This is a genomic window from Streptomyces lancefieldiae (assembly GCF_031845825.1).
Classification (GTDB): Bacteria; Actinomycetota; Actinomycetes; order Streptomycetales; family Streptomycetaceae; genus Streptomyces; species Streptomyces lancefieldiae.
On record NZ_JAVRFH010000022.1, the window covers coordinates 1 to 24,050 of the forward strand.

The window sequence follows — 24,050 nt, forward strand, 5'->3', positions numbered from 1 at the left end:
GGGCGCGGGGACGGGGGCGGGGCCGGGCGCGGGGACGGCACCGCCGGCGCTACGGCCGCGTCGGCCAGATCAGGGCCTGGGCGACGATGACGTTCTCACCGTTGAAGGTGATGGCGGGGCCTTTGTGCAGTTCGTAGCCGAGGGCGATCGCCTCGCTCACACGTTGGCAGAACGCGGCGTCGTCCGGGCCGGTGAGGACTCGGTAGCGGGGCAGTCCGTCTGGTGGCGTGGTCATGGGTGAAGGGTCTCAGACTCACCCGCCGACCGGGCAGCCGGGCGGCCGGGCCGGCCCCGGGAGGGGCGGCTCATGCGCCGGGGCCCCCGCGGCCCGTCGTAGTGCCTCAAGGACCCTGCCCACGGCTCCTCCTTCGCCCGCCCCCGTGCGGACGGCCGCGACGACGTGCCGGGCCGGGCGGTCCGCGCGCAGCTCGCGCATCACCACCCCGTCCCGCGGCACGGCCGCCATGCGCGGTACCAGGGCCACGCCCATGCCCGCCTCGACCATCGCGAGGATCGCCGTCCAGCCGGCCGCCGCGTGCGCCTGGTGCGGGCGGAACCCGGCCGCCTCGCAGGCCGCGCGTGTGATGTCGGACCAGGGGCCGCTGCTGCCGTAGATCCACGGTTCGGCGGCGAGGTCGGCCAGCCGTGGCTCCTCGGCGGAGGCGAGCGGGTGGTCCTGGGGAAGGGCGACGTCCAGGGGGTCGGCGAGGAGCGGGACGCGGGTGAAGCGGGGGTCGGCGGCGGTCGGGGCATGGGCGGCCAGGGAGAGGGCGAGATCCACCTCGCCGGCCTGCAGCAGTTCGTACGCCTCCTGCGCCTCGGCCTCGCGCACCCGCACCGTGATCGCGGGGTGTGTGTTCCGCAGGGTGGTCACCGCCGGTACGACGAGGGCGGATACGGCGGTGGAGAAGGCGCCCACCCTCACTTCGCCGGCGTCCCCGCGCGCGTGGGCCGCCAGCTCGGCGTCCGCCCGTTCCAGTTGCTCGAACACCGCCTCGGCGTGCCGCAGCACGAGTCGGGCCGCGTCCGTCAGCCGGACCCGTCTGCCGTGGGCCTGGAGCAGTTCCACGCCGAGTTGTCGGGAGAGGTTCGTCAGTTGCTGGGACACGGCCGACGGTGTCATGTGCAGCGCCTCGGCGGTCGCGGTCACCGTGCCCCGGTCCCGCAGCGTCCGCAGGATCTGCAGTTTGCGGATGTCCCATTCGGCCATGGCGGCAACCTACCGGCGTGCGCCCGCGCCGAGGACGACGCCGCCGAGGATCAGCGCCATGCACCCCACCTGCGCCCAGCCGGTCGGCTCGGCGAGCAGGGCCCAGGACAGCAGGGCGACGCACACCGGCTGGAGGTAGTAGACGACGCCCGCGCGGGACGGGCCGATGAGGGAGATCGCCTTGTTCCAGGCGAAGAAGGCGACCGCCGAGGAGGTGACGCCGACGTAGAGGAGGGGGAGGACGGTGTCCGGTGTCGGGGTGAAGCCGCCCTCGACGGCGAGGCTGACGCCCTGGGCCGGCAGCAGCAGGGCCGTGCCGATCAGGAACGTGGTGAAGAGGAAGGCGGCGCCGTCGAGTCCGGCCGGCCTACGGCGCAGCAGGGCGCTGTACGACCCGAAGCAGCAGGCGGCGGCGATCATCCACAGGTCCCCGGCCGAGAACGACGCCCCGTCACCGCCCACCAGCAGCAGCACACCCGCGCAGGCGACGAGCAGTCCGGCGACCCGGCGGGCGCCGAGCCGTACGCCGCCCGCCCGTTCGTAGACCGCCATCAGCACCGGGGACGCCGCCATGATCATGCCCATGTTGGCGGCGGGGGTGGTGACGCCGGCCTGGTTGACGAGCGTGTTGTAGACGGTCACGCCGAGCAGGGAGGCGAGGAGCACGAAGCCGAGGTGACGCCGGATCAGCGCGCGTTGCCGCCAGGCCCGCCGGGCGCCGAACGGGGCGACGACGGCGAGCGCCAGCACCCAGCGCCAGAACGCGTGCTGGACGGGCGGCACGCTGTCACCGAGGGCGCGGGAGGTGACGAAGCTGCCGGACCAGACGAGGGTGGCGAGTACGGCGAGCCCGATACCGAGGGCGACGGGGGCGGCCGTCACCCCGGGAACCGGGCTCGTGCCGGCGTGGGTGGGGGTGTGGGTATGGGCGGAGGCGTGGGTGGGGGCGAGGGTGGTGGTCCGGTGGTCGGCTGCGGCCACGGAGGTCCTTTCACGGGGGCGGCGATCGCGGTCGGTCTACCGTCGCAGCGCCGTACCCGTCAGGTCCATCGAATCGTTTCGACCGTTCTTTGAAGGAGAACTGAAAGATCGGCGGGCGGTCGCCTCCGTGCGAGGTGCGCGCTGCCCCGCGACCGTCGCCCCGAACGCCAGCGCCATGCCCACCACTTGCACCGGCGTCAGCGACTGGCCGAGCGCCGCCCAGCCGACGACGGCGGCGGTCAGCGGGGAGAGCGGGCCGAGGAAGGTGACCTGGGTGGCGGAGAGCCGGCCCATGCCGCGGAACCAGAGCCAGTACGCCACCGCCGTGTTCGCCAGCGCGAGACAGAGGTAGCCGCCGATCGCCGGTGCGTCCAGCGCGGGCGGGGCGCCCTCCACCAGGAAGGCGAGTGGCGCGATGAGCAGCCCGCCCGCCGTGAGCTGCCAGCCGGCGAGGGCGAGCGGGCCGACGCCGTCGGGACGTCCCCACCGCTTGGTGAGGACGGTGCCGAGGGACATGGAGGCGGTGGAGGCGAGGGCAGCGAGCACGCCGAGGACGTCCAGCGCCCCGGCCGCCTCCAGCACGACCAGGCTGACGCCGAACGCGGCGACCACGCCGGTGAGGACGGAGCGGGTGGTGGGCCGCTGCCCGAGCAGCAGCGCCGAGAGCCCGACGACGAAGAGCGGGCCGATCGAGCCGACGACGGCGGCCATGCCGCCCGGAAGCCGGTACGCGGACAGGAAGAGCAGCGGGAAGAACGCACCGATGTTCAGCGCGCCCAGCACCGCCGCCTTCCCCCACCAGACGCCGCGCGGCAGCACCCGGGCGAGGGCGAGCAGCAGCAGACCGGCGGGCAGGGCGCGCATCAGCCCGGTGAACAGGGGCCGGTCGGGCGGCAGGAACTCGGTGGTCACGGCGTAGGTGGTGCCCCAGGAGACGGGGGCGAGGGCGGTGAGGGTGATGACGGCGGTGCGGCCGGCGGCCATGGAGGCACCCTTCGGGAGAGGCAAAGCAGTGGCTTGGTCCTGAGTGGCTTAGCTAAAAGTAGCTTAGCTCTAAGCAAGTTTCCGTCAAGCTACTTTCTTGCGGCCGACCGGAGGGCCGTCGATACTCGTTCCATGACTGAACGCCCCGCCGAACCGCGGCCCGCACAGCGCCAGGACCCCGTCGACGCGATCGTCGACCAGTGGGCGACGGTGCGGCCCGACCTGGACACGGCCGCCATGGAGGTGTTCGGCCGCGTCTCCCGGCTCGCGCGCGCCATGGGTGACCGGATGGAGAAGGCGTACGCCGCGTACCGGATCTCGCGCGGGGAGTTCGACGTCCTGGCCACCCTGCGCCGCTCCGGCGAGCCCTACGCGCTCTCCCCCCGGCAGCTCTCGGCCACGCTGATGCTCACCACCGGCGGCATGACGGGCCGCCTCGACAAACTGGAGCAGGCCGGGCTGCTGAGCCGCTCCCCCGACCCGCACGACCGCCGTGGGCTGCGGGTCACGCTCACCGAGCAGGGGCTGCGCCTGGTCGACGAGGCGGTCGGCGCGGGCCTCGCCGTCCAGACGGAGGCACTGTCCGCCCTGGACGGGGAACGGGCTGCGCAACTGGCCGGACTGCTGAGGGAGTTGCTGCTCGCGACCGAGCGGTAGGGACTGCCTGCCTCTTCAGCCGAGGTGAGCGGCGAGGGCGGCCTCGATCCCGGCCGTCGGCCCGGCGGTGTCCGACGCCCATGCCACGTACCCGTCGGGCCGCACCAGCACGCTGGTCCGCCTGTCCCCGGCCCAGCGCTCCACCGCCAGCCGCTCCCCGTGCGCGCCCCGGTCGTCGTACGGCTCCGGGGTGATCAGCACGAACCGGCCTCCGCGCAGCGCCCGGTACAGGCGGCGCCCGCCGGCGAGCGCCACGTCGGGGACGCGGGCGCCCGTCGTCCGGTGGGCGCCGGAAGGCGCGGGGTAGCGCACCCCGATCCCGGTGATCTGGTAGGCCACCCTGCGGCGGGCCGGGCCGACACGGCCGAGCACCGCCACCAGGGTCTTGCGCAGCGCCGGCGTCCAGGGGCGCCGGGCCATGACGAGCCGGATCATCCCGCCGCTGCTGCGCAACGCGGCCCTGCCGACGGGGTGCCGTTCGGCCTGGTAGGTGTCGAGCAGCGAGTCGGGGGCGTGGCCGTCCACCACCTGGGCGAGCTTCCAGCTCAGGTTGGCCGCGTCCTGCAGGCCGATGTTCATGCCCTGCCCGCCGGCCGGGGTGTGGACGTGCGCTGCGTCCCCGGCGAGGAGGACGCGTCCCACGCGATAGGCGGGTGCCTGGCGTTCGTCGCTGTGGAAGCGGGACAGCCAGCGGGCGTCGTGCATGCCGAAGTCACGTCCGTGGACGTACCGGGTGATCTCCCTGACCTCGTCGAGGTCGACGGGCGCGTCGTCGGGAGCGCTCCGGTCCCGGCGCCAGGCGACGACGCGGTGGTAGCCGTCGCCGAAGGAGCCGAGGAAGGCGAAGGCGTCGCCGACGGCGTTCACGGAGAGCAGGGCTTCGGGCGGCTCGGCGAGCCGTACGTCCGCCAGGATCACCGACCGGACCACCGAACGCCCCGGGAACGGCAGCCCGACCGCGCTCCGCACGGCACTGCGCATCCCGTCGGCGCCGACGACGTACGCGGCCCGCAGCCGCTCGCGCTCCCCGCCGGACCCGGTGACGTCGACGGTCACGCCGTCGGCGTCCTGGCTCAGGGCGGTCATCTCGGTCCCGTACCGGATGTCGGCGCCGGCCTCGCGGGCCCGCCGCAGCAGGACCTTCTCGACCTCGTACTGCGGGATGACGAGGACGTGGCGGAAGCGGGAGGGGAGCGCGGCGAAATCGAGGGCGAGCCCGCCGAAGAGGGGCAGTCGGTCCTGCGGGCGGCCGAGCGCCTCCAGTTCGTCGGCCAGGCCCCGGGCGTCGAGTTGTTCGAGGGTGCGGGCGTGCAGGACGAAGGCGCGGGAGAGGTTGCTGATCCCGGCCGGGCGCTTCTCGACGACGGTGACGGGGATGCCCGCGGTGGCCAGGTCACCGGCCAGCAGCAGCCCGGTGGGGCCGGAGCCGACGACGAGGACGGTGCGGGTGTCGGTGACGTCGGTGACGTCGGTGTCGCGGTTGACGCGGTTGACGTGTTTGCCGAGGTTGACGCGGTTGTCGTTCATCGGGGCCTCCCGGGATGGCGACGTGCGGAATGCCAACGCATGTGGGCCAACGGCTGCGTGCCAACGCCTGTGGGCACACGGCTGTATGCAAACGGCTGTTTGCAAACGGCTGGTCACCAACGGGCATATGGGCCAACGTCGGCTTGCCAACGGCGGTTCACCAACGCTCATTGCCGCTCGGCCCACACGCGTTTGCCAACATTCGTTGACCAACGCTCGTAGACCACGATAAGCCGCCCTCGGCGGCGGGTCAACACTTGTTGGCCTACGCCTGTTGACCTACGCTCTGGGGCATGTACACCAACGACAGCGAACCCGGCGAGACCCGAACCACCGCCCGCCGCTCGGATTCCACCCGCGCCGCCATCCTGCGCGCCGCACGCGAGCGGTTCGCCTCCGACGGCTACGAGCGGGCGACCATTCGCGCCATCGCCCGGGACGCGAAGATCGACCCGTCGATGGTGATGCGCTACTACGGCACGAAGGAGGGCCTGTTCGCCGCGGCCGTCGCCATCGACCTCGAGATGCCCGACCTGAGCGCGTTGCCCCGGCAGGAGGTCGGGCAGGCCCTGGCGCGGCACTTCCTGGCGATGTGGGAGGAGAACGAGGTCCTCACCGCTCTGCTCCGGGTCGCCGCCACCAGCCGGGCCGGGGCCGAACGCACACAGGACATCTTCCGGGACCAGGTCCTCCCGGTCGCCCGGCAGGTCTGCCCCGACCCGGAGCAGGTCCCGGAGCGCGCCGCACTGGTCTCCTCCCAGTTGCTGGGGCTGGCGCTCACCCGCTACGTCCTGCGCTTTCCCTCGGCCGCCGATCTGGCCCGGGAGGAGATCGTGGCATGGCTGGGCCCGACGCTGCAGCGGTACCTGACGGCGCCTCACCCGGGCCTTCCGGACCACCCGGGCGGTCCGAGCCGCCGGCGGTGAAGCAGGCCGTACCGCCCGCCCGGCCCGACCCGATCAGGCGGGGCTGATTCCGGGCCGCCCCGCGGGCGCCCCGCGTACCGGCCCAACCAGCACAGCACCGAGGGCGCCGCCCCCGCTGCGTACGGCTGGTGCGTACGCGTGGCGGGGTCGGCGCCCTCGGTGTGGCGAAAGTGGGTGTCAGGCCTTCGCGTTGGCCTTGGTCTTGACGTTGCGGCTGGTCACCCGGTGCTTCTCCTGGGACCTGTCCAGGACCAGGACCAGGCCCGCGATGATCGCGAACAGCGCGATCGGGGCCAGGACGTAGAGGCCCAGCGTCTCGACGACGCTCAGGCCCGTGCCGGGGTCGTCGCCGTCGTCGCGGGTCAGCGCGGAGGCGGGGGACGACATGAGCAGCATCATCAGCGTCGTACCGGCTGCCAGGGCGCCGGCGCGCAGGGCGTTCTTCTTGTCCACGGTGCAAAGTTAGCGAACGGCCCGAGGGAGCGCGCGCCCGGGGTGCCGTACGGGGCCCGCGGGCGTCCCGCTCAGCCGCCGGCCCGATCCCGTACGACGTCGATCAGGGCGTGCAGGCGGGGCGAGGCGGCCAGGTCCTCCAGCGTCACCGGGCGGCCGTCGGCGCCGGCGACGGGCAGACGCCAGTTCGGATACTGGTCCCAGGTGCCGGGGAGGTTCTGCGGGCGGCGGTCGCCGACGGCGTCCGGGAGCCAGATGCCGACCATGCGGGCGGGGGTGCGCAGCAGGAAGCGGTGGACGGCCTGGATCCGGGCCTCCTCGGAAGGGTCCCCGGAAGGGGCGCCCGGGGCATCACCGGTGCCCTGCAGCAGGCCGAGCCGGGCCAGTACGTCCAGCCACTCGGCCGTGTCCGCCGACGCCTCGGCCCGCTCCTCCTCCAGCGGGCGGGTGAGCAGGCCCAGGCGGTCGCGGAGTTCGACGTGGTCTCCGGTGAGGCGGGCGGCGGTGGACGGCAGGTCGTGGGTGGTGGCGGTGGCCAGGCAGTCGGCGCGCCACCGCTCGGGGGGCAGGGGGCGGCCGTCGCCCGACCAGTCGCGCTCGAACCACAGCACCGAGGTCCCGAGCACCCCGCGTTCGCGCAGCGCCTCGCGCACGCCGGGTTCCACGGTGCCGAGGTCCTCGCCGATGACGACGGCGCCGGCCCGGGTGGCCTCCAGGGCGAGGACGGCGAGCATGGCCTCGGCGTCGTAGCGGACGTACGTGCCCTCGGTGGGCGGGTGGCCCTCGGGGACCCACCAGAGCCGGAACAGGCCCATGACGTGGTCGATGCGCAGGGCTCCGGCGTAGCGGAACAGGCCGCGCAGCAGGCGCCGGAAGGGTGCGTAGCCGGAGTCGGCCAGGCGGTCGGGGCGCCAGGGCGGCAGGCCCCAGTCCTGGCCGCGGGCGTTGAAGGCGTCGGGCGGTGCGCCGACCGACATGCCGGCGGCGAAGTACTCCTGCTGGGCCCAGGTGTCGGCGCCCCGCGGGTGGACACCCACCGCGAGGTCGTGGACGACCCCGACCGGCATGCCGGCCTCGCGGGCGGTGCGCTGGGCGGTGGTGAGCTGGGTGTCGGTGAGCCAGGTGAGGCGGGAGTGGAAGTCGACGCGGTCCGTCAGCTCGGCGCGGGCGCGGGCGGTGTCGGCCGAGCGGGGGTCGCGCAGGCCCTCGGGCCACCGGTGCCAGTCGGGGCCGTGGACCTCGGCGAGCGCGCACCAGGTGGCGTGGTCCTCCAGGGCCGTGCCCTGTTCGGCGAGGTAGTCGCGGTAGGCGGCGCGGCGGCCGGGGCCGAGGGGGACCTCGTGGAGCAGTTCGAGGGCGTCGCGCTTGAGCTCCCACACGGCGTCCCGGTCGATGAGGGCGCCCTTCTCCAGTACGGCCTCGCGCAGCCGCCCCGCCCGCTCCTGGAGTGCCCGGACCCGCTCGTGGTCGGTGACGTACGCGCACTCGGGCACGTCCTCGATCCGCAGGTGGACGGGGTCGGGGAAACGGCGCGAGGAGGGCCGGTACGGGGAGGGGTCCGTGGGGGCGCCGGGCACGGCCGCGTGCAGCGGGTTGACCTGGACGAACCCGACGCCGAGGGCGCGTGCGGCCCAGGCGGTCAGTTCGCCGAGGTCGCCGAGGTCGCCCATGCCCCAGGAGCGGCGGGAGAGGAGTGAGTAGAGCTGGACGAGGAGTCCGTAGGAGCGTGCGGCGGGGGTGGGCAGCCGGGCGGGCGCGATGATCAGGTGGGCCCGCGCGGTGCGGCCGTCGGGCGCGGTGGCCGTCAGTCGGTGGATTCCGGGCGGGAGCTGCCGGGCGTCGGTACGGGTCTCGCCCTGCTCGGTGTCGACGCGCAGCCGGGTGCCCTCGGGGAGTGCGGCGAGGGCCGCCGGTGTGCCGCCGTCGCTCCGGCCGACGAGGCCGACGACGGTGGGCGGCAGCAGGCGGTCGCGCAGCTCGCTCTCACGGGCGGCGAGCGCGGCCCGTACGGCCCGAGGTGTGCTCGCGTCCACGCCGAGGGCGGCCAGGGCGAGGGTGACGGCGGTGGCCGAGGCCGCGACGGTGCGGTCCGGGGCGGGGCTGTAGGAGGTGGCGACGCCGTGCAGGGCGGCGAGCCGGGTCAGGTCCTCGGGCAGGTCCTCGGTGGGGGGCTCGGCCGGCCGGGCAGCTGTCATCTACGACCTGACCCCTATGACCTCGTGGGTTCCGGAACGGCGAAGGAGGGGCCGCCCTGCTCCGGCACGTCCGCCGTGAGCTCGGGCGAGGACTCGCTGGTCAGCGGTACGGCGTCGGCGAACGGCGACTCGCTGGTGAGGGGCTCGGCGTCGGGCAGCGGCGGCTCGCTGGTCAGCGGGGTCTCGGCGCAGCTGCCGGTGGCGCCGAAGACGCAGTAGTGCGGGGTGTCGGAGGCGGCGGAGGACTCCGCCCACGGCGTGGACGGCTCCGCCACGCGTTTGGAAGGGGCCGGGAGCAGAAGGGGTGCCTGTGCAGCCACGGGGGTCTCCTTTGTGTCGAGCACGCTTTCGGCGGATTACGACAGCCCTACCCAGTCGACGGGAGGACAGACGCCCCGGGGCCGACAACGTGACCCTGGTCACCGTCCGGCTCCCCGAAATCGGTCCGTATCCGGGCCAAGAAATCACCTAACCCGCTCACGGATCACGCAAACCGGTCACGCCGACGCCGCCCGCCTCCGAAAACCCCCCGAGCAACTATTCACTCAGTACATGTACTCGGTGAATACTGCTCCCCATGAGCACCCGTCATCTTCTGCTGGGCCTGCTCGCTTCGGGGCCAAGCCATGGTTACGACCTGAAGCGACGCCACGACGAACGCTTCCCGCAGGCCCGCCCGCTGGCCTACGGGCAGGTCTACACCACCCTGCAGCGCCTGGTCCGGGACGGCCTGGCGGAGGTCGACGGCACCGCGTCGGACGGCGGTCCGGAGCGGACGGCGTACCGCGCGACGGACGAGGGCGCGCGCGAACTGGCGCGGTGGGCGGCCGAGATCGCCCCGCCCGCGCCCTTCGTGACGAACGAGATCTTCGCCAAGGTCGTCGTCTCGATCCTGACCGGCGGCGACGCGGGCGCCTACCTGCTGGCCCAGCGCACCGCCCACATGGCGCGGATGCGGGAGCTCACGGTGGTCAAGACGGCCCCGGGCACGGACCTGACGACCGTCCTCTCGGCCGACTACGCCCTCAACCACCTCGACGCCGACCTCCGCTGGATGACCACCACGGCGGCCCGGCTCACCACTTTGACCGCGGAGGTCTGCGCGACATGACGAACGGGGACACGAGGGGGCCGCTGCTCACGGCCGCCGGGCTGGTCAAGACGCACGGCAGCACGCGGGCCCTGCGCGGTGCCCATGTCGAGCTGCGGGCAGGCGAGATCCTCGCCGTCACCGGAGCCAGTGGCAGCGGGAAGTCGACGCTGCTGCACTGCCTGGCCGGGATCGTCCGGCCGGACGCCGGCTCGGTGACGTACGACGGGCAGCGGCTGGAGGAGTTGCCGGAGAAGCGGCTGAGCGAGCTGCGCCGCACCGAGTTCGGCGTGGTCTTCCAGTTCGGCCAGCTGATCCCGGAGCTGACGGCCCTGGACAACGTGGCGCTGCCGCTGTTGCTGGCCGGAACCGGCCGGGCGGAGGCGCGGGCGCGGGCCGGGGAGTGGCTGGAGCGGTTCGGGGTGCGCGGTCAGGAGGAGTTGCGGCCGGGCGAGATGAGCGGTGGGCAGGCACAACGGGCGGCGCTGGCCCGCGCGCTGGTCACCGGGCCGAAGGCGCTGTTCGCGGACGAGCCGACCGGGGCGCTGGACTCGCTGGCGGGCGAGCAGGTGATGACGACGCTGGCGCACACGGCCCGCGAGTCGGGCACCGCGGTGCTGCTGGTCACGCACGACGCTCAGGTGGCCGCGTACGCGGACCGCGAGGTCCGGCTGCGGGACGGTGCCGTGACGGCGCAGGGGGTGGCGGCGTGAGCGCGGTGGGATCGGATCTCCGGCTGGCCCGGCAGCTGCTGCACGGCTCGGACCGGCGGGAGTGGTGGCGGATCACGCTCACGGCGGCGGGCTCGGCGCTCGCGACGGGCTTCGCGTCGGCGGCCGTCGTGCTCGCGTCGGTCCGGGACGGTTACGCCGTCTCGCTCTTCCACGGCCTGGTGAGCCAGTCGGGTACCCGCTCCGGCGTGATCGCGGGCCTGTTGTTGCTGCTGGTGCCGGTGCTGGCCTTCCTCGGCCAGTGCACGCGGATCGGCGCGGTGCACCGCGACCGGCGGCTGGCCGCGCTGCGGCTGGCCGGGGCGACGCCGTGGCAGGTGCGGCGGATCGCGGCGCTGGAGACCGGGCTCGCCTGTTCGCTCGGCTCGGCGGTGGCGACCGTCTTCTCGGTGCTGGTGGTGGTGCGCGTGTGGAGCGGGCCGACCGCGGTGACCTGGGCGGGCATCGCGCTGGCCGCCGTCGGCGTACCGGTGCTGGGCGCGGTGGCGGGTGCGCTGGCACTGCGCCGCGTGGTGGCCTCGCCACTGGGGTGGGTGCGCCGGGTGGGGCCGGGCACGGGCCGGGGGCCGGGGATGCTGTTCCTGGGCGGCCTCGTCCTGTTGGCCGGGGTGGCTCCGCTCGTCATGGACAGCGGTCGCAGGGCGGGCAACCGGTTCGACTGGCAGACTCCGCTGACCGTCTTCGCCCTCGTCGTCGCGCTCGGCGCGGGCGCGGTGTGGCTGGCCGGGTCCACGGCCCGGATCACCGGCCGGCTCCTGGCCGAGCGGGCCCGGACGGCGACGACGCTGCTCGCGGCGGCACGGCTGCGCGACGACCCGTGGGCCCCGGCCCGCATCCACGCCGCCGTCCTGGTGGTGACGGTCGCCGGAACGGCCTTCCTGTGCGTCCGGCACGCGATGCTCGACGAACTGCGTATCGAAGAGGAGCACCTCGGCGCCGACATGGCGTACTACACCACCGGCCTCGACCTGACCGGCGCCGCGCTCCTCGTCGCCCTGGCGATCACGCTCTCCGGCCTCGCCGTGGGCACCGCCGAGTCCCTGACCACCCGACGCCGGGCGCTGGCCGTCCAGGTCGCCGCCGGCGTCCCACGCCCGGTCCTGAACCGCGCCCTGCTCCTGGAGACCGCCCTCCCTCTCGCACCCGCCCTACTGCTGGCCGGCGGCGGGGGCCTGGCGATCGGCGTCTGGTACTCCTCCCTCAGAGGCGACGGCTCGATCCCGTGGACGGCCCTGCTGGTCGCGCCCGCGGTGTACACGACCTGCCTGCTGGCCGCGGCGACGGCCCTGCCCCTGCTGGGCCGCTCGGTACGGCCGGGGGAGCTGCGGTACGTGTGAACGGCGCCCGACGCCGGGACGCGCGCACGTCGCACGCACGTCGCACGCACGTCGCACGCCGGCGACCATGCCGGATGACGTCCCGCTGCCGCGGGGTGCAGGGCGGGGGCCGTACTGAAAGGCGTGAGCAGTCGGCGGGTGGCTGTCATCTCGGCGCTCAGACGAGCGGCTTGGGGACAGTGGGGGCGAGAGTGTTCACGGTTCTGGGGCGGTGTGCTGGGCTGGGGAAGCCGCCTGCACGCGGGCTTCCGGCCCGGGAGCGAACGAATGGTCGGAGGAAACACATGACGTCACTGCCGCATCGGCTCCTCCAGGCGCTCGACGGGTTCAACGCCGCGCATCCCTGGGACCACAACGCCCACTACCACCGGTGGATCCTGCGGCAGCTTCCCGGACGCTTCGGCAGGGCGCTGGACATCGGCTCCGGCAGCGGCGACCTGGCCCGGCTCCTGGCCACCCGCGCCGACGAGGTCCGGGGAATCGACTCGGACCCGGTGATCACCGCCCAGGCGCAGCGGCTGACCTCTCCGACGACCCCGGTGACCTTCACGGTCGCCGAGGCTCCGAACGGTATCCCCGCCGGGCCCTACGACGTCATCACGTGCGTCGCCACCCTCCACCACCTGCCGTTCACCGAGACGCTCACCGTCCTCCGGCGGCACCTGGCCCCGGGAGGCACTCTGGTGGTCGTCGGCCTGTACCGGGCCGACACCGCCGTGGACCATCTGCTCGGCGCGGTGGCCGCCCCGCTGAACGCCGCCACCGGGTGGCTCAAGAACAGGGGCGGCAGCACGCCCCGTCCGCTCTCCGTGACGGCCCCGACCCGACCCGCGGGCATGACCTTCGCCGAGATCGTCGGCGAGGCCCGTGACGCCCTGCCCGGCACGCGGTCACGCCGTCGGCTGTTCTGGCGCTACACGCTCGTCTGGGCGGCCGGTGCCGAAGTGGTGTCTGCGGAGTGACCTCCGGGGCCCTCGCACGGGTCACCGGCCCAATGAGCTCACGAACGCCGCCCAGGCCTGCGGCGCGAGACGGAGTATCGGGCCGCCGCCCGGCCCCTTGGAGTCACGGACGACCACCGTGCGGGGGATGTTCCGGGCGACCTCGACGCACTCGCCACTTCCACTGCTGTAGCTGGACTTCACGAACTCGAAGCCGTTCATCACTGCATGCCCTCGCTGATGCTCTCGATCAATCCGAGCGAGTCCTTGGGAGCCAGGCTCAGTCGTGCGGTGCGGTCGAAGAAGGCGCTGTAGGTGGCGCTTTCGACCGCGTCCTCGACCCACACGGTAGCCGCGATGGTGTCGACGTGGACCACGTCCACAGACTCGGGCTCGGTGAACGAGACAATGCTGAAGGCTCCGGCCATGCAAGCATGCCCGCCCGCGCGGAAAGGCAACACCTGGAGCCGCACGTTCGGAAGCTGAGCCAATTCCAGGATGTACCGCAACTGCGCGCGCATCACGTCCGGCCCACCGACCTGTTGCCGCAGCGCCGCCTCCCAGATGACCGCGTACAGCTGGAGCGGCTCGCTCCCCTCAAGACGCTCCTGGCGCTTCATGCGGACCTCGACGACACCTTCGATCTCGTCAGGGTCCGTCCAGACGCCTTCGCTCACCACGAGCGCCCTCGTGTACTCGGGTGTCTGCAACAGGCCAGGGACGAAGGCCTGCTGCCACGTGCGCACCTGACTGGCCACGTCCTCCATGGAGATGTATTCCGCGACCGCTTCGGCCTGCGGCGTCTGCCGCCACCACCCCTTCGCCTTGCGGCGCTCCCGATCCAGCCGGGCGAGTCCGAGCAGCCGGCCGACCGTCCTGCCGTCGCGCACCTCGTAGAAGTCACACAGCGCGCGGATGTCCGGGTCCCGCATGGGAACCCAGCCGCGTTCCATCTTCACGACCTTCGTCGCGGTCGCGGAGATGGCACCCGCCGCCTGCTGCTGCGTCTTACCCGAGGCGTCTCGCAGCCGCAGTAGTTCAGCACCCAGCTTGCGCCCCAGAACCGTCGAGATCCGGTTGCCTGCCGCTTGAGTTGATCGCGTCACGGTCACAGTGTGTCCGCCGAGCTGCCGCCGAGTCCAACTCTGGGACATATCTTCCCCGAATAGATTGCTCCAGGAGCCTCCTCATGACTACGGTGAGTGCCCAGCCGCTCACTCGACGGCTCCGCCCGACGGCGGAAGCGCACCGCCCTGCCCTCACTCAGGTGCGGCAGAGACACCGCCGTCCGTACCAGGAGACGGATCCCCCATGACCGAACCGGAACCCTGCGTGGACCCCGAGCCCGGACCGCTCCTCCACGAAGACCGCCTCGACTACACCCCCACCCAGCGCAGCGTCCCCCTCGCCCGGCGCAGAGTCGCGCGGCTCGTCAGCGAGTGGGGGCAGGCGGGTGTCGCCGGGGACGTCGCCCTCGTCGTGTCGGAGCTGATGACCAACGCCCTGCTGCACGGCAGCCTCCGGGGCCGGCTCATCCGCGTACGCGTCAGCCTCGGTCACCGCGTCCTGCGCGTGGAGGTGACCGACCCACGCGGTGAGCGGTTGCCGAGCCCGCGCCCTGCCGGGGACGTGGCCGAGCAGTTCGGGCGGGGACTGGTGCTGGTGGGGGCACTGGCCGCGCGGTGGGGCTGGGGGCCGCGGACCGTCGGCAAGACCGTGTACGCCGAGTGGGATGTCCCCGCCTGCCAGACCCCTTTCCCCTACGCTGACCATGTGGACCCCCGCAAACCCGGAGGAGCCCTGTGACCGTGACCGCCGACAGGCCCCAGATGCTCGTCACCGAGTTCGAGGAACTCGCCCGCCACGCCGCCCGGAGCATAGAAGGCGCACGGCTCGAGTTCATCAACGGACATCTGGGGGGGAAGGCCGTGCCCGACGGCGATCACGGACGCGTCATTCAGTGGCTGACGCGCATCTGCATGCAGCACCGGCCCGATCTGTGGCTGGATCCCACACAGGGGCTCGTGGTCGAGACCTATCGGGAGGGTCGCGCCCGCCCGGACGGCTCCCTGGCCTCGGCGGAGGCCTTCGTCGGCCAGGGGGAGTGGGCCGACGCCGCCCCCGTTCTCATGGTCGTCGAGGTCACCTCGTACGACTCCGACACGGACCGGCGCGACCGCGTCGAGAAGCCCCGCGCCTATGCCGGGACCGGTATTCCGGTGTACCTGCTGATCGACCGGGACACCTGCGAGGTCAAGGTGCACAGCCGGCCGGACGGCGGACGGTACGAGACCGTGCAGACGCTGCCCTTCGGCAAGGAGGTCGTCCTGCCCGAGCCGGTCGGGATCACCCTGGACACCGAACCGCTGAAGAACTGGGTGCGCTGAGCGCCCCAGTGCGCAGGGCCCCCAGCGCCCGGCCCCCTCCGCGAAAACGTGAACACTTCGGCCCCAAGTGTTCACGCCCTCGCGGGAGCGCCCGCACACGAAGGCCCGGATCGTCAGGCGGAAATGCCGTCGATCCGGGCCATGGCGTCGTCCGCGCCGTACGGCTGCAAGTACGGTAGCCAGCGCGGGTCCCGGTGGCCCGTGCCGATGATGCGCCAGGCCAGTCCGGTGGGCGGGGCGGGTTTGTGGCGCAGGCGCCAGCCCAGCTCGACGAGGTGCCGGTCGGCCTTGACGTGGTTGCAGCGGCGGCAGGACGCCACCACGTTGTCCCACGCGTGCAGGCCCCCGCGACTGCGCGGGACGACGTGGTCGACGCTGGTGGCGACGCCACCGCAGTACATGCACCGGCCTCCGTCGCGGGCGAAGAGCGCCCGGCGGGTGAGCGGGACGGGCCCCCGGTAGGGAACCCGCACGAATCGTTTGAGCCGGACCACGCTGGGTGCGGGCACGGTGACGGTCGCGCTGTGCAGATGGGCGCCGGACTCCTCAAGGCATATGGCCTTGTTCTCGAGGACGAGGACGAGCGCGCGGCGGAGCGGTACGACGCCGAGTGGCTCGTACGACGCGTTGAGGACCAGGACATGCGGCACGGATGCCTCCTTGTACGCCGGCGGCGCGTGGCTCGCGCCGGGACGATCCGTAGTCAGTCTCCCCTCATGCCTGGTGGAAGCGCCACCATGTCCCGGTAACGGGCTGGGAGTGTTTTCGACCACAGGGGATGCATCCCCATGACCGTGACCAGTTCAAGCGCGGGTGAGCCCCCTCTCTCCCGCGCACTTCGCGCCGTTCCCTCCGTGGTGCCCCGTTAGTGTGGTGGTTCTGCCCGTCCGGTGACCCTTCCGTGACCTTGGACCGGACTGCGGACCCGGCCCCGCCGGGACCGTCCGCGCCGGGACGGGCCGCCGTATCTGGAGGTATCCGCCGTGTCCCTGTCCACCGCCGTCCTACGGGCCGCCGGTCCGTCGCCGTCCCCGTCCCCGTCGGAATCGACGGGCACCCCGGCGGTGCCCTCGTTCCAGGACGCCCAGGAGCGCGCGTCCAACGCCGCCGGCTGGGTCGAGGAGAACTGGTCGACGTGGCTCGCGATCGGGCTGCGGGTGCTGCTGATCGTGGTGATAGCGGCCGTGCTCAGGGCGGTGGTACGGCGGGCGATCACCAAACTGATAGACCGCATGAACCGCACCGTCGGGGCGGTCGACGGCACCGCCCTGGGCGGGCTGCTGGTCAACGCCGAGCGGCGCCGCCAGCGCTCCCAGGCCATCGGCTCGGTCCTGCGTTCGATGGCCAGCTTCCTCATCCTCGGCACCGCGGCCCTCATGGTCCTCGGCACCTTCCAGATCAACCTGGCCCCGCTGCTGGCGTCCGCCGGCGTCGCGGGCGTGGCGATCGGTTTCGGCGCCCGCAACCTGGTGACCGACTTCCTCTCCGGCGTCTTCATGATCCTGGAGGACCAGTACGGCGTCGGCGACACCATCGACGCGGGGGTGGCCTCCGGCGAGGTCATCGAGGTCGGGCTGCGGGTGACCAAGCTGCGCGGCGACAACGGCGAGATCTGGTACGTCCGCAACGGCGAGGTCAAGCGGATCGGCAACCTCTCCCAGGGCTGGTCGACGGCCGGCGTGGACGTGACCGTCCGCTCCGACGAGGACCTGGACAAGGTGAGGGAGACCATCGGCGCGGTCGCCGAGCGGATGAGCAAGGAGGAGCCCTGGAACGAGATGCTCTGGGGCCCGATCGAGGTACTCGGCCTGGACTCCGTGCTGCTCGACTCCATGGTGGTGCGGGTCTCCGCGAAGACCATGCCCGGCAAGTCCCTCACCGTCGAGCGCGAGCTGCGCTGGCGCATCAAGCGCGCCTTCGACGCGGCCGACATCCCGATCGTCGGCGGTGCCACGGTCCCGGTGGACGCCCCCGCGGCCCCCGACCCGACCGCGGGCGTCGCCGCCCCGTCGGCGTACGCGAGCACCGCGTCGCCGCAGTCCGTCGCGGCGTCCCCGATCCCGCCGCCGAGCACCGCGAAGTAACCGGCCCGGCGCTCCGCACGCCCCACCGCCCCCGAGGTGACGACGCGCGTCACCTCGGGGGCGGTGTCTTGACGCCCGTCCCCGGCGGACCTAGGTTTCTAGGCCAGGACCGACAGGAAACTTTCCTTACAGTCACTCCCACGGGTGGAGACGCATGCCTGGAACCGCCGGTACGCCGGGTACCCCGCGCGTCCTGCGCGCCATGAACGACCGGGCCGCCCTGGACCTCCTGCTGGAGCACGGGCCGCTGTCCCGCACCCGGATCGGCGAGCTCACCGGCCTGTCGAAGCCGACCGCCTCCCAGCTGCTGGCCCGCCTGGAGGCGGCGGGGCTCGTGCTGGCCGGCGGCACCACGGAGGGCCGGCCGGGCCCGGGCGCCCAGTTGTACGAGGTCAACCCGGCCGCCGCGTACGCCGCGGGACTGGACGTCACCCGGGACCGCATCGTCGCCGCGGTCGCCGACATCACCGGGCGCACCGTCGGCCGTCACGAACTGCCCACCCCGGTCCGGCGCCCCGCCACCCCCGTGGTCCGGCAGGTCACCGACGCCCTCGACGGCGCGGTGAAGGCGGCCGGACTCGCCCCGGGCGTCGTCCACCGCCTCGTCATCGGCACCCCGGGCGCCTTCGATCCGGGCACCGGGCGGCTGCGCTACGCCTCCCACCTGCCCGGCTGGCACTCCCCCACCCTGCTCGACGAGATCGCCGCCGCCCTGCCGATGCCGGTCGAGTACGAGAACGACGTGAACCTCGTCGCCGTGGCCGAGCAGCGCCTCGGCGCGGCCCGGGGCCACGGGGACTTCGTCCTGCTGTGGAACCAGGAGGGCCTGGGTGCCGCCCTGGTCCTCGGCGGCCGGCTGCATCGCGGCTGGACCGGAGGCGCCGGTGAGGTCGGGTTCCTGCCCGTGCCGGGCGCGCCGCTGGTCCGCGAGGTCAGCCGTACGGGCAGCGGCGGCTTCCAGGAGCTGGCCGGTTCGCAGGCGGTTCCGGGGCTGGCCCGGGAGCTCGGCGTCGCTCCCGTACCCGCGGGGCCGTACCCGGAGGTCGCCGCCGCCCTCGTCGCCCGCGCGGCGCGGGCCGACGACGACCCGCACCGCAGGCTGCTCCAGACCTACGCCACCCGCCTGGCCACCGGCCTGGCCTCCCTCGTCTCCGTCCTGGACCCCGAGCTGGTGGTCCTCAGCGGCACCTCGCTCACCGCCGGCGGCGAGCCGCTGCGTGCCCTGGTCCAGGACGAGCTGGAGGAGCTGGCCGCGTCCAGACCCCGGCTCGTCGTCGGTGGCGTGACCGAGCACCCCGTACTGCGCGGCGCGCTGGAGAGCGCGCTCGCGACCACCCGCGACGAGGTCTTCGACACCTCGCGCTGAGCCCACCCGCCCCCCGGCACCACCGCACAGCACCCGTCCCTCTGCACCACATGGCCCCTGTGATCACCGGAGTAAAGGGTTGATGACGACATGAAACTCACCGTGGTCGGCGGCGGTTCGACCTACACGCCCGAACTCGTCGACGGCTTCGCCCGGCTGCGGGACACCCTGCCGGTCGAGGAACTGGTCCTCGTCGATCCGGCGGCGGACCGGCTGGAGCTGGTGGGCGGCCTCGCCCGCCGCATCTTCGCCAAGCAGGGCCACGACGGCCGCATCGTCACCACCTCCGACCTGGAGGCTGCCGTCGACGGCGCCGACGCGGTCCTGCTCCAGCTGCGCGTCGGCGGGCAGGCGGCCCGCGAGCAGGACGAGACCTGGCCGCTGGAGTGCGGCTGCGTCGGCCAGGAGACGACCGGTGCGGGCGGCCTGGCCAAGGCGCTGCGCACGGTGCCGGTGGTGCTGGACATCGCCGAGCGGGTCCGCCGCGCCAACCCGGACGCCTGGATCGTCGACTTCACCAACCCGGTCGGCATCGTGACCCGCGCCCTCCTCCAGGCGGGGCACCGGGCGGTCGGCCTGTGCAACGTGGCGATCGGCCTGCAGCGCAAGTTCGCCGCGCTGCTCGGCGTGGCGCCCGCCGACGTCCACCTGGACCACGTGGGCCTCAACCACCTCACCTGGGAGACCGGCGTCCGCCTCGGCGGCCCCGAGGGCGAGGACGTCCTGCCCCGGCTGCTGACCGAGCACGGCGACGCGGTCGCCGCCGACCTCCGCCTGCCCCGGCCCCTCCTGGACCGCCTGGGTGTCGTCCCCTCCTACTACCTGCGCTACTACTACGCGCACGACGAGGTCGTGGACGAGCTGCGCACCAAGCCCTCCCGGGCCGCCGAGGTGGCGGAGATGGAGCGGCGGCTGCTGCGGATGTACGGCGACCCGGCCCTGGACGAGAAGCCCGCCCTGCTGGCGAAGCGGGGCGGCGCCTACTACTCGGAGGCGGCCGTGGACCTGGCCGCCGCCCTGCTCGGCGGCGCGGGCTCCCCGTACCAGGTGGTGAACACCCGCAACCGGGGCACGCTCCCTTTCCTCCCCGACGACGCGGTGATCGAGGTACCGGCCGCGGTGGGCGCCAAGGGCGCGGTTCCCCTGCCCGTACCGGCCGTGGACCCGCTGTACGCGGGGCTGATGGCGAGTGTGACGGCGTACGAGGACCTGGCCCTCCAGGCGGCCTTGCGCGGCGGGCGGGAGCGGGTGTTCCGGGCGCTGCTCGCCCACCCCCTGGTCGGTCAGTACGCGTACGCCGAGCAGCTCACCGACCGGCTGATCGCGCACAACCGGGAGCACCTGGCGTGGGCCTGACCGCACGTGTCCTCGCCGTCGACGCGGGGAACAGCAAGACCGACGTGGCGGTCGTGACGGCCGACGGGGAGGTCCTCGCCACCGCCCGCGGGGGCGGTTTCCGTCCGCCCGCCGTGGGTGTCGAGCGGGCGGTGGACGCCCTCGCCGACGCGGTGGCGCGGGCCTTCGCGGCGGCCGGTGTCACCTCCGTCGACCACGTCTCGGCGTGTCTGGCCAACGCGGACCTGCCCGTGGAGGAGGAGGAGCTGGCCGCCGCGCTGCACGCGCGCGCGTGGGGCACGCGTGTGGAGGTGCGCAACGACACGTTCGCGATCCTGCGGGCCGGTGTGTCCGAACCGCGCGGGGTCGCCGTCGTCTGCGGGGCCGGCGTCAACTGCGTCGGCATGCGTCCCGACGGCCGCACCGCCCGCTTCCCCGCCGTCGGACGCCTCTCCGGTGACTGGGGCGGCGGCTGGGCGCTGGCCGAGGAGGCGCTGTGGCACGCGGCGCGGGCGGAGGACGGGCGCGGGCAGCCCACGGAACTCGCCCGCGCCCTGCCGGCCCACTTCGGGCTCGGCTCGATGTACGCCCTGATCGAGGCCCTGCACCTGCGGCACATCGAGCCCGTCCGGCGCCACGAGCTGACCCCCGTGCTGTTCGCCACTGCTCAGGACGGCGACCCGCTGGCGCGGTCGATCGTCGAGCGACAGGCCGACGAGGTGGTGGCCATGGCCACGGTCGCGCTCACCCGGCTCGACCTGCTGGCGGAGGAGACACCGGTCCTGCTGGGCGGCAGTGTGCTGGCCGCCCGGCACCCGCAACTCGACGACCGGGTACGGGAACTGCTGGCGGCCCGTGCCCCCAAGGCCGTGCCGCGGGTGGTGACCGCGCGGCCCGTGCTGGGCGCGGCGCTGCTGGGGCTGGACCGGACGGGGGCGGCCGAGGGGGCCCGGGAGCGGGTGCGGGCGCACTTCGCCGTCTGAGGTTCCCCGGCCGGGTTCCGGTCGGGTCCCGGCCGGGGGAACCGAACCGGTTCCGGTGGCGTATTCATGGGCAGGGGTGGTGGTGCGTCACACCTGGGTCGAACAAGATCGGGTGAAGGCCGGTGCGAATGTCGGTGCGGGCAGCGATACTTGCGGCGACGGATGACCATGGGGGAGGTCAGCAGTGACTCAACCGCCGAAGGGCGGCGCGGCGCCGCCGCCGGGCACGGGCATGCCCACCCCGCCCGCCGTGCCGCCGAGCTCCCGGCCGGTACCGCAGCAGCGACCGGGCGGCGGCGCTCCCGCCGGGCCCCCGCCCCCGCCCCCGGCACCCCGCCGCACCGCGTTCGCCGAGGGCCTGGACCGGCTGCGCGCGACGGCGGTCACCGAGCCGGGGCGGCTGCGCATCATCGGCGCGCTGCTCGCCGCGCTCGTCGTCGCCTTCGGCGCCGTCACCGCCTGGCAGATGAACGAGCGGTCCACGGCGGCCGACGACGTGCTGCACAGCAGCCAGCCGCTCAGCACCGCCGCGGCCGAGATCTACCGCTCCCTCGCCGAGGCCAACACCGCGGCCTCCAGCGGTTTCCTCGCCGGCGGCCAGGAGACGAAGGACTCCCGCGACGGGTACGAGAAGGGCATCCGTACCGCCGCCGAGGGGCTCGTGGAGGCCGCCGCCAACTCCGACGCCGACTCCCCCGCCGCGGCGACCATCACCAAGCTCAACCGCCTGCTGCCCCAGTACAAGGGCCTGGTCGAGCGCGCCCGCACCTACAACCGGCAGGGCTTCCCGGTCGGCGGCGCCTATCTGCGCTACGCCAACGAGAAGATGCAGAAGGAGATGCTCCCGGCGGCGGAGGACCTCTACCAGAAGGAGAACCAGCGGCTGAGCGCCGACTACGGCGACGCCAAGCCGTATCCCTGGGCGGCGATCGTCATCGGCGTCCTCGCGCTCGCCGCGCTGGGCTGGTCCCAGCACCGCAACTACCGGCGCACCAACCGCGTGCTGAACCACGGCCTCGTCGCCGCCACGACCGCCACCACGATCGTCCTGCTCTGGCTGGTCGTCGGCCACAGCGTCGCCCGGTCGAACCTGACCGACTCCCACGAGCACGGCGTGCGCTCCCTGAACGCGCTCAACGCGGCCCGCATAGCCTCCCTCAAGGCCCGCGGCAACGAGAACCTCACGCTGGTGGCGCGCGGCGCGGAGACCAAGAAGGTGGGCGACGAGACGCTCGACGCCTACGACGTGGCCTTCGGCAAGAACATGGACGCCCTCGGCGAGAGCCTGGCGGACGCGGAACGGCTCGCCGACGACGGGGCGGGCAAGCAGCCCGTCGGCGCGGCGAAGGGCAACATGGCGGAGTGGAAGAAGCGCCACGCGTCGGCCCGTGAGCAGGACGACAACGGCAACTACCAGCAGGCGCTGGACCTGGTGATCGGCGGCAAGGGCGCGACGGCCGAGTGCTTCGACGGCGTCGACGCCGCGCTCGCCACCGCACTCGCCCACGAGAAGGCGGAGTTCAAGCAGGCCGCGGGCGACGGCCTGGGCGCGATGAAGTACCTGCCCGAGGGCGCCGGCGTCCTCGCGGTGCTGGGCGCGGCCGTCGCGCTGCTGGGCATCGGCCGCAGGCTGTCGGAGTACCGGTGAAGCGGGGTGCGGACCCGGCGGACCGGTGGGACCCGACGGACCGGTGGGCGGACCGGCGGGAAGGGGAACCCGTGAAAGGGGGTGTGAGGATGCGTGCACAGCGGTTTCGAACCGGCCTGAAGGGCTGGGGCGGTGTGGGAGCGATGGCGTTCGCCTGCGCCCTCGCGATGCTGTTCGCCCTGCTCCTGCCGGTGGTCCGCTCGCACGGCGAGGGCGGAGGCGCGGGCGGTGGCGCGGACAGCGGCGGCCGGGGCGCCGCCCGGGGCAGCCAGGCACGGGCCGCGCAGGAGTGCACGGCCCCGGAGCAGCAGACCCTGTCCCCGGACGACGCCGACGGCCCCACCATCGAGAAGATCCGGAGCCGTGAGGGCGAGAAGCGCAAGCTGATCGTCGGCGTCGACCAGAACAGCTACCGCTGGGGCTACCGCGACCCGAACAAGGGCGGTGACGCGGAGCTGGAGGGCTTCGACATCGACCTGGTGCACCGCATCGCCGAGGACATCCTCGGTGACCGGGACGCCGTGCAGTTCAAGGCGATCCCCACCAACCAGCGCGAGCCGGCGGTCCAGGAGGAACGGGTCGACATGGTGGTCCGCACCATGACCATCAGCTGCGACCGCCTGGACAAGGTCGCCTTCTCCGCCCCGTACTTCAAGACCGGCCAGCAGTTGCTCGCTCCCAAGTCCTCGTCGATCACCGGCTACGACAGCACGCTGGCCGGCAAGCGGATCTGCACGGCGGCGGGTTCCACCGCGCTCAGCACGCTGCAGCGGGACCAGAAGGACGGCAGACTGGCCGCCGACGCCGACCTCCGCACCACCGTGCCCAACCAACTGGACTGCCTGGTGCGGCTCCAGCTGGGCGAGGTCGACGCGGTGGTCACCGACGGCGCGCTCGCCGCGAGTCAGGCGGCGCAGGATCCCACGGTCGAGCTGAAGGGCGACGCCTTCACCACCGAGTACTACGGCGTGGCGATGAAGAAGGACGCCGACGATCTGGTACGCCGGGTCAACCAGATCCTCGTGGAGTGGCGCGCGGACGAGGCCGAGGGCTGGCAGCGGTCGTACGAGGACTGGCTGGCGGAGACCATGGGCGACGACTGGGCGAAGTCGGAGCCGCCGAGAAAACCGAAGTACCTGCGCAAGAGCTGACCGACCGCCGCACCACAGCAACCACAGCAACCACAGAGTCCGCAGAGTCCGCGGAGCAGAAGAA

At 73.4% G+C, this 24,050-nt stretch carries 25 protein-coding genes; 14 read left to right on the forward strand and 11 right to left on the reverse strand.

The window, feature by feature from the left end; all coding sequences use genetic code 11:
* Positions 1–49: 49 nt before the first annotated feature.
* The 4 genes from RM812_RS21500 to RM812_RS21515 are packed head-to-tail and all read right to left on the reverse strand — an operon-like array spanning position 50 to position 3,175.
* The gene (locus tag RM812_RS21500) at positions 50–235 is read right to left on the reverse strand and encodes a DUF1737 domain-containing protein (protein WP_311574846.1); all 186 of its coding nucleotides are present in this window, start codon (positions 233–235) and stop codon (positions 50–52) included.
* A gap of 18 nt (positions 236–253) precedes the next feature.
* On the reverse strand, positions 254–1,210 hold the full coding sequence (locus RM812_RS21505; protein WP_311574847.1) for a LysR family transcriptional regulator: 957 nt from the start codon (positions 1,208–1,210) through the stop codon (positions 254–256).
* 9 nt (positions 1,211–1,219) lie between these two features.
* Positions 1,220–2,191: a DMT family transporter gene (locus RM812_RS21510; protein WP_394816499.1), complete on the reverse strand. Its 972-nt coding sequence runs from the start codon at positions 2,189–2,191 to the stop codon at positions 1,220–1,222.
* Positions 2,192–2,227: 36 nt separating this feature from the next.
* On the reverse strand, positions 2,228–3,175 hold the full coding sequence (locus RM812_RS21515; RefSeq protein WP_311574848.1) for an EamA family transporter: 948 nt from the start codon (positions 3,173–3,175) through the stop codon (positions 2,228–2,230).
* A gap of 132 nt (positions 3,176–3,307) precedes the next feature.
* Here RM812_RS21515 and RM812_RS21520 point away from each other — a divergent pair, with 132 nt between their 5' ends.
* Positions 3,308–3,832, forward strand: a complete 525-nt coding sequence (locus tag RM812_RS21520; protein ID WP_311574849.1) for a MarR family winged helix-turn-helix transcriptional regulator — start codon at positions 3,308–3,310, stop codon at positions 3,830–3,832.
* 15 nt (positions 3,833–3,847) lie between these two features.
* Here RM812_RS21520 and RM812_RS21525 read toward each other — a convergent pair whose 3' ends face one another.
* Positions 3,848–5,359 (reverse strand): FAD-dependent monooxygenase, encoded by a 1,512-nt coding sequence (locus RM812_RS21525; RefSeq protein WP_311574850.1) that lies wholly within the window; start codon positions 5,357–5,359, stop codon positions 3,848–3,850.
* Between the two features lie 293 nt (positions 5,360–5,652).
* On the opposite strand from RM812_RS21525, the gene RM812_RS21530 reads away from it, so the two are divergent.
* The gene (locus RM812_RS21530) at positions 5,653–6,285 is read left to right on the forward strand and encodes a TetR/AcrR family transcriptional regulator (protein ID WP_311574851.1); all 633 of its coding nucleotides are present in this window, start codon (positions 5,653–5,655) and stop codon (positions 6,283–6,285) included.
* A 177-nt stretch (positions 6,286–6,462) separates the two neighbouring features.
* Here the strand turns inward: RM812_RS21530 and RM812_RS21535 are convergent, their stop codons facing one another.
* The 3 genes from RM812_RS21535 to RM812_RS21545 all read right to left on the reverse strand — a co-directional run bounded on the left by RM812_RS21535 (position 6,463) and on the right by RM812_RS21545 (position 9,253).
* Entirely contained in the window at positions 6,463–6,738 is a 276-nt protein-coding gene (locus tag RM812_RS21535) for a hypothetical protein (RefSeq protein WP_311574852.1), read from the reverse strand.
* 71 nt (positions 6,739–6,809) lie between these two features.
* Entirely contained in the window at positions 6,810–8,933 is a 2,124-nt protein-coding gene (malQ, locus tag RM812_RS21540) for a 4-alpha-glucanotransferase (protein ID WP_311574853.1), read from the reverse strand.
* A gap of 14 nt (positions 8,934–8,947) precedes the next feature.
* A complete protein-coding gene (locus RM812_RS21545; protein ID WP_311574854.1) occupies positions 8,948–9,253 on the reverse strand; it encodes a hypothetical protein in 306 nt (101 codons plus the stop codon).
* Positions 9,254–9,510: 257 nt separating this feature from the next.
* Between RM812_RS21545 and RM812_RS21550 the strand changes: the two genes are divergently transcribed.
* The 4 genes from RM812_RS21550 (at position 9,511) to RM812_RS21565 (ending at position 13,053) form a co-directional block, all read left to right on the forward strand.
* A complete protein-coding gene (locus RM812_RS21550) occupies positions 9,511–10,044 on the forward strand; it encodes a PadR family transcriptional regulator (protein ID WP_311574855.1) in 534 nt (177 codons plus the stop codon).
* Positions 10,041–10,736: an ABC transporter ATP-binding protein gene (locus tag RM812_RS21555; RefSeq protein ID WP_311574856.1), complete on the forward strand. Its 696-nt coding sequence runs from the start codon at positions 10,041–10,043 to the stop codon at positions 10,734–10,736. The genes RM812_RS21550 and RM812_RS21555 overlap by 4 nt, the downstream gene beginning before the upstream one ends.
* A complete protein-coding gene (locus RM812_RS21560; protein ID WP_311574857.1) occupies positions 10,733–12,091 on the forward strand; it encodes an FtsX-like permease family protein in 1,359 nt (452 codons plus the stop codon). Before RM812_RS21555 ends, RM812_RS21560 begins: the two co-directional genes overlap by 4 nt.
* 284 nt (positions 12,092–12,375) lie before the next feature.
* Positions 12,376–13,053 (forward strand): class I SAM-dependent methyltransferase, encoded by a 678-nt coding sequence (locus RM812_RS21565; protein ID WP_311574858.1) that lies wholly within the window; start codon positions 12,376–12,378, stop codon positions 13,051–13,053.
* Between the two features lie 21 nt (positions 13,054–13,074).
* Here the strand turns inward: RM812_RS21565 and RM812_RS21570 are convergent, their stop codons facing one another.
* Positions 13,075–13,254, reverse strand: a complete 180-nt coding sequence (locus RM812_RS21570; RefSeq protein ID WP_311574859.1) for a DUF397 domain-containing protein — start codon at positions 13,252–13,254, stop codon at positions 13,075–13,077.
* Positions 13,254–14,138, reverse strand: a complete 885-nt coding sequence (locus RM812_RS21575; RefSeq protein WP_311574860.1) for a helix-turn-helix domain-containing protein — start codon at positions 14,136–14,138, stop codon at positions 13,254–13,256. Before RM812_RS21575 ends, RM812_RS21570 begins: the two co-directional genes overlap by 1 nt.
* A gap of 205 nt (positions 14,139–14,343) precedes the next feature.
* On the opposite strand from RM812_RS21575, the gene RM812_RS21580 reads away from it, so the two are divergent.
* Together RM812_RS21580 and RM812_RS21585 are read left to right on the forward strand one after the other, a co-directional pair.
* On the forward strand, positions 14,344–14,838 hold the full coding sequence (locus tag RM812_RS21580) for an ATP-binding protein (RefSeq protein WP_311574861.1): 495 nt from the start codon (positions 14,344–14,346) through the stop codon (positions 14,836–14,838).
* The gene (locus RM812_RS21585) at positions 14,835–15,419 is read left to right on the forward strand and encodes a Uma2 family endonuclease (RefSeq protein ID WP_311574862.1); all 585 of its coding nucleotides are present in this window, start codon (positions 14,835–14,837) and stop codon (positions 15,417–15,419) included. The genes RM812_RS21580 and RM812_RS21585 overlap by 4 nt, the downstream gene beginning before the upstream one ends.
* A 113-nt stretch (positions 15,420–15,532) precedes the next feature.
* Here the strand turns inward: RM812_RS21585 and RM812_RS21590 are convergent, their stop codons facing one another.
* Complete coding sequence (locus RM812_RS21590) at positions 15,533–16,069, reverse strand: HNH endonuclease (protein ID WP_311574863.1); 537 nt, start codon at positions 16,067–16,069, stop codon at positions 15,533–15,535.
* A 333-nt stretch (positions 16,070–16,402) separates the two neighbouring features.
* Here RM812_RS21590 and RM812_RS21595 point away from each other — a divergent pair, with 333 nt between their 5' ends.
* From RM812_RS21595 to RM812_RS21620, 6 genes are all read left to right on the forward strand, one after another.
* Positions 16,403–17,503, forward strand: coding sequence for a mechanosensitive ion channel family protein (locus tag RM812_RS21595; protein ID WP_311574864.1), 1,101 nt, complete (start codon positions 16,403–16,405; stop codon positions 17,501–17,503).
* Between the two features lie 154 nt (positions 17,504–17,657).
* Positions 17,658–18,869, forward strand: coding sequence for an ROK family transcriptional regulator (locus tag RM812_RS21600; RefSeq protein ID WP_311574865.1), 1,212 nt, complete (start codon positions 17,658–17,660; stop codon positions 18,867–18,869).
* 90 nt (positions 18,870–18,959) lie between these two features.
* Positions 18,960–20,225, forward strand: coding sequence for a 6-phospho-beta-glucosidase (locus RM812_RS21605; RefSeq protein ID WP_311574866.1), 1,266 nt, complete (start codon positions 18,960–18,962; stop codon positions 20,223–20,225).
* Positions 20,216–21,187, forward strand: a complete 972-nt coding sequence (locus tag RM812_RS21610) for an N-acetylglucosamine kinase (RefSeq protein ID WP_311574867.1) — start codon at positions 20,216–20,218, stop codon at positions 21,185–21,187. The genes RM812_RS21605 and RM812_RS21610 overlap by 10 nt, the downstream gene beginning before the upstream one ends.
* Before the next feature lie 232 nt (positions 21,188–21,419).
* Positions 21,420–22,835 carry a hypothetical protein gene (locus RM812_RS21615; protein WP_311574950.1) on the forward strand — a complete coding sequence of 472 codons (1,416 nt, stop codon included), beginning with the start codon at positions 21,420–21,422 and terminating at the stop codon, positions 22,833–22,835.
* Positions 22,836–22,924: 89 nt separating this feature from the next.
* Positions 22,925–23,986 carry a glutamate ABC transporter substrate-binding protein gene (locus RM812_RS21620; RefSeq protein WP_311574868.1) on the forward strand — a complete coding sequence of 354 codons (1,062 nt, stop codon included), beginning with the start codon at positions 22,925–22,927 and terminating at the stop codon, positions 23,984–23,986.
* Positions 23,987–24,050 lie beyond the last annotated feature (64 nt).

Coding starts and splice junctions, on each gene's coding strand:
- RM812_RS21620 (WP_311574868.1), top strand. CDS start 22,925: ATGCGTGCACAGCGGTTTCGAACCGGCCTGAAGGGCTGGGGCGGTGTG.
- RM812_RS21550 (WP_311574855.1), top strand. CDS start 9,511: ATGAGCACCCGTCATCTTCTGCTGGGCCTGCTCGCTTCGGGGCCAAGC.
- RM812_RS21570 (WP_311574859.1), bottom strand. CDS start 13,254: ATGAACGGCTTCGAGTTCGTGAAGTCCAGCTACAGCAGTGGAAGTGGC.
- RM812_RS21615 (WP_311574950.1), top strand. CDS start 21,420: ATGCCCACCCCGCCCGCCGTGCCGCCGAGCTCCCGGCCGGTACCGCAG.
- RM812_RS21515 (WP_311574848.1), bottom strand. CDS start 3,175: ATGGCCGCCGGCCGCACCGCCGTCATCACCCTCACCGCCCTCGCCCCC.
- RM812_RS21525 (WP_311574850.1), bottom strand. CDS start 5,359: ATGAACGACAACCGCGTCAACCTCGGCAAACACGTCAACCGCGTCAAC.
- RM812_RS21500 (WP_311574846.1), bottom strand. CDS start 235: ATGACCACGCCACCAGACGGACTGCCCCGCTACCGAGTCCTCACCGGC.
- RM812_RS21555 (WP_311574856.1), top strand. CDS start 10,041: ATGACGAACGGGGACACGAGGGGGCCGCTGCTCACGGCCGCCGGGCTG.
- malQ (WP_311574853.1), bottom strand. CDS start 8,933: ATGACAGCTGCCCGGCCGGCCGAGCCCCCCACCGAGGACCTGCCCGAG.
- RM812_RS21565 (WP_311574858.1), top strand. CDS start 12,376: ATGACGTCACTGCCGCATCGGCTCCTCCAGGCGCTCGACGGGTTCAAC.
- RM812_RS21600 (WP_311574865.1), top strand. CDS start 17,658: ATGCCTGGAACCGCCGGTACGCCGGGTACCCCGCGCGTCCTGCGCGCC.
- RM812_RS21530 (WP_311574851.1), top strand. CDS start 5,653: ATGTACACCAACGACAGCGAACCCGGCGAGACCCGAACCACCGCCCGC.
- RM812_RS21520 (WP_311574849.1), top strand. CDS start 3,308: ATGACTGAACGCCCCGCCGAACCGCGGCCCGCACAGCGCCAGGACCCC.
- RM812_RS21505 (WP_311574847.1), bottom strand. CDS start 1,210: ATGGCCGAATGGGACATCCGCAAACTGCAGATCCTGCGGACGCTGCGG.
- RM812_RS21580 (WP_311574861.1), top strand. CDS start 14,344: ATGACCGAACCGGAACCCTGCGTGGACCCCGAGCCCGGACCGCTCCTC.
- RM812_RS21605 (WP_311574866.1), top strand. CDS start 18,960: ATGAAACTCACCGTGGTCGGCGGCGGTTCGACCTACACGCCCGAACTC.